Source organism: Variovorax soli NBRC 106424 (assembly GCF_001591385.1).
In the GTDB taxonomy this organism is placed as follows: Bacteria; Pseudomonadota; Gammaproteobacteria; order Burkholderiales; family Burkholderiaceae_C; genus Variovorax; species Variovorax soli.
On sequence record NZ_BCUU01000195.1, the window covers coordinates 1 to 3,286 of the forward strand.

At 67.0% G+C, this 3,286-nt stretch carries 4 protein-coding genes; all 4 read right to left on the reverse strand.

What is annotated here, in order from left to right:
- Positions 1-582, reverse strand: a 582-nt coding sequence (locus VSO01S_RS26155) for a helix-turn-helix domain-containing protein (RefSeq protein WP_153305451.1), incomplete at its 3' end; no start/stop codon positions are given.
- Positions 575-1,420, reverse strand: coding sequence for a type IV pilus biogenesis/stability protein PilW (gene pilW, locus VSO01S_RS26160; protein WP_068645674.1), 846 nt, complete (start codon positions 1,418-1,420; stop codon positions 575-577). The genes pilW and VSO01S_RS26155, both read right to left, overlap by 8 nt.
- 4 nt (positions 1,421-1,424) lie before the next feature.
- Positions 1,425-2,609 (reverse strand): dual-specificity RNA methyltransferase RlmN, encoded by a 1,185-nt coding sequence (gene rlmN / locus VSO01S_RS26165; protein ID WP_068645675.1) that lies wholly within the window; start codon positions 2,607-2,609, stop codon positions 1,425-1,427.
- Positions 2,610-2,629: 20 nt separating this feature from the next.
- Positions 2,630-3,055 carry a nucleoside-diphosphate kinase gene (gene ndk, locus VSO01S_RS26170; protein ID WP_068645676.1) on the reverse strand — a complete coding sequence of 142 codons (426 nt, stop codon included), beginning with the start codon at positions 3,053-3,055 and terminating at the stop codon, positions 2,630-2,632.
- Between the last annotated feature and the right edge of the window lie 231 nt (positions 3,056-3,286).

The window sequence follows — 3,286 nt, forward strand, 5'->3', positions numbered from 1 at the left end:
GGCTGGGGCGACGGCCGGCGCGGCAACGCTCGGCGCGGCGCCTTCGCTTGCCGGCGCTTCCGCCGTCGTGGGCTCGGACGTGCCAGTACGGGACAACACGCGATCCACCGAGGCAGAAAGCTGGTCCAGTGTCGACTGGGGCAGCCAGAACAGCACGGCCGCGCCGGCCAGCAACAGCCCCACCACGACCAGCAGCGTCCGGGACACCAGGCCGCCACCGTTCGAACGCTCGATGTCGGTGTGGAAACCGGCGCCCATGGCCGGCTGCGTGTGCAGTCCGGGATTGCGGGCGTCGGGCAGCTTGGCCAGCACCGGCTTGGGATCGATACGCAGGGCGCGGCACATGCTGGCGGCCAATGCGCGCGCGAACACCGGGTCGGGCAAGGCCTCGATGTCGTCGTCTTCCAGCGCCTCGATCTTCTGGACCGGCACCTTCAGCGCGGCAGCCACCACGGCGGCGTCCAGGCCGTGCGCCTCGCGCGCCTGGCGCAGCATGTCGCCGGCACTCTGGTGGCTCGTGTCCCCCCCGCTGACCAGCGGCACCGCCGCCGACGCACCAAACTCGCTCGCCCGCTCAATCATTGAAATTTCCGCGCTCGTACGCCAAGGCTTCCTTCGACTGCGGGAAACGCCGCTGCAGCTGTCCGCCCAGGCTGGCGACCGCATCCCGGTTGTTGAGTTGCCGCTCCACCTTCACGCCCAGCCACAGAGATTCCGCATTGGCGGCCTGCGAGTTGTTCACGCGCCGGATGTAGAACTGCGCGCGGGTCCAATCCTGGCGCTGCGACAGAAGCAGGGCCAGGTTGTAGCCGATGACCGGATTGCCGGCGTCCAGCTCGTAGGCCTGAGTCAGGCTCTTCTCGGCTTCGGCCTTCTGGCCGGCCTGCATCTGGCACACGCCCTGGGTCATGAGCGTCTTCGGGCGATCGGTATAGCCGGGCGACTCGATCGCGCGGGCGAACTGCTGCGCAGCATCGCCATAGCGCTTTTGCTGGCACAGCAGCCAGCCGTAGTTGTGCATGGCATTGCCGTCGCGGGGGTTGAGCGCGATGGCACGCCGGAAGCTGTCCTCGGCCAGGCCCGGATCGTCCAGGCGCATGTAGACCAGTCCGCGCAGGTTGTAGGCGGCGGCATAGTCGGGATCGGCCGCCAGGGCCTGCTTGATCTCGTCCAGCGCCACCGTGTTCTTGTTCTGCTCGAAGTAGCCCATGGCCAGTTCGAGACGGATGCGGGCGCGCTTGCGGCCCGGGCTTTCGTCCGAGGCGGTGACGACTTCCGGTTCCGGGCGGGCATTGGACGGGCCGTCGTTGACCGTCCGGGTGGTGCTCGTGCTGACGCAGCCCGCCAGCACCAGCCCGGCAGCCGCGATCAGAAGCAGGCGGCTCGCCGCAATGCGGGGAATCGGAAAAGCCAAGCTCATCGGTTCAACGCTCCTGGGAATGCGAATGGGCGGCCGTCTTGCGTGCCGGATGAATCACAACGGGCCGCAGCGTGGAATCCGACGCGGCGGCGCGGCGCTGGGCCATGCGCTCGGCCGCGCGGGTGCGGTCCTTGACGTCGCCGGCCAGCTGTCCGCAGGCGGCATCGATGTCGTCGCCACGGGTCTTGCGCACCGTGGTGACCACGCCGGCCTCGCTGAGCACCTTGGCAAAGGCCAGCACGCGCGGCTGCGGCGAACGCAAAAGGCCGGACGCGGGGAAGGGGTTGAAGGGAATCAGGTTGAACTTGCAGGACACGCCCTGCCCTGCATGCTTCTTCACCAGTTCGACCAACTGGCGCGCGTGCTCGGGCGTGTCGTTCACGCCGTCGAGCATGCAGTATTCGAAGGTGATGAAGTCGCGCGGCGCGTGGGCCAGGTAGCGGTTGCAGGCGTCCAGCAGTTCGGCGATGGGGTACTTGCGGTTCAGCGGCACCAGGTCGTCGCGCAGCGCGTCGTTGGGCGCATGCAGCGACACCGCCAGCGCCACCGGGCAATCGGCGCCCAGGCGATCCATCATGGGCACCACGCCCGAGGTGGACACCGTCACGCGCCGGCGGGACAGGCCGTAGGCGTTGTCGTCCAGCATGGTGCGCAGCGCCGGCACCAGGGCCGAATAGTTCTGCAGCGGCTCGCCCATGCCCATCATCACCACGTTGGAGATGACGCGTTCGTCGCGCTTCAGGTGCTTGCGGAGAAAGTGTTCGGCGAACCAGAGCTGGGCCACGATCTCGCCGGTGCCCAGGTTGCGGCTGAAGCCTTGATGGCCGGTGGAGCAGAAACGGCAGCCCACCGCGCAGCCCGCCTGCGAAGACACGCACAGCGTGCCACGATCGTCTTCAGGAATGAATACCGCTTCGACGGCATTGCCGTCGCCCACGTCGAACAGCCACTTGATGGTGCCGTCGGCGGATTCGTGCTGGGTAAGAACCGGCAGCGCCTGCACGTGCGCCGCCGTGGCGAGCTTTTCGCGCAGCGACTTCGCCAGATCGGTCATCCGGGTGAAGTCGCTCTCGCCGCGCTGGTGGATCCAGCGGAAGAGTTGGGTGGCGCGAAAGCGCTTTTCGCCGAGCCGTTCGCAGAACGCGGCCAACCCCTCCAGATCGAAGTCGAGCAGGTTGACCGTCGTCATTGCGTCAGGCGAGCCCCGTCTTAGCGAGCGTAGACGTTGTGGCCGGCGAAGAAGAAGGCGATTTCGACCGCAGCGGTTTCCGGCGCGTCGGAGCCGTGCACGGCGTTGGCGTCGATGCTGTCGGCGAAGTCAGCGCGGATGGTGCCGGCTGCGGCCTTCTTGGGGTCGGTGGCGCCCATCAGGTCGCGGTTCTTGGCGATGGCGTTGTCGCCTTCGAGCACTTGCACGAACACGGGGCCCGAGATCATGAAGTCGACCAGGTCCTTGAAGAAGGGACGCTCCTTGTGCACGGCGTAGAACTGCTCGGCTTCGGCGCGCGACAGGTGGACGAGCTTGGCAGCGGCGATCTTCAGGCCGGCGGCTTCGAAACGGGAAACGATCTTGCCGATGACATTCTTGGCAACTGCGTCGGGCTTGATGATGGAGAGGGTGCGTTCGATGGCCATTTAAAGTGCTTTCCGGAAATGCTTTCCTGAGCGTTGATTTTGGAGATATTTCGCCAGGCAGGGCTGTGGTTGCCCTGCCTTGACAAAGCTTTTTATTTTAACCGGGCCCAAGCCCCCACCCGGCGGACACGGGCGAAAAGGCGGGGAAATTCAGGGGCCGGCTAGCGCCCGCGGCGACGTCCGCCGCCGCCCTGGCCGCCTCCGCCGCCACCACCACCACCACGACGGGCA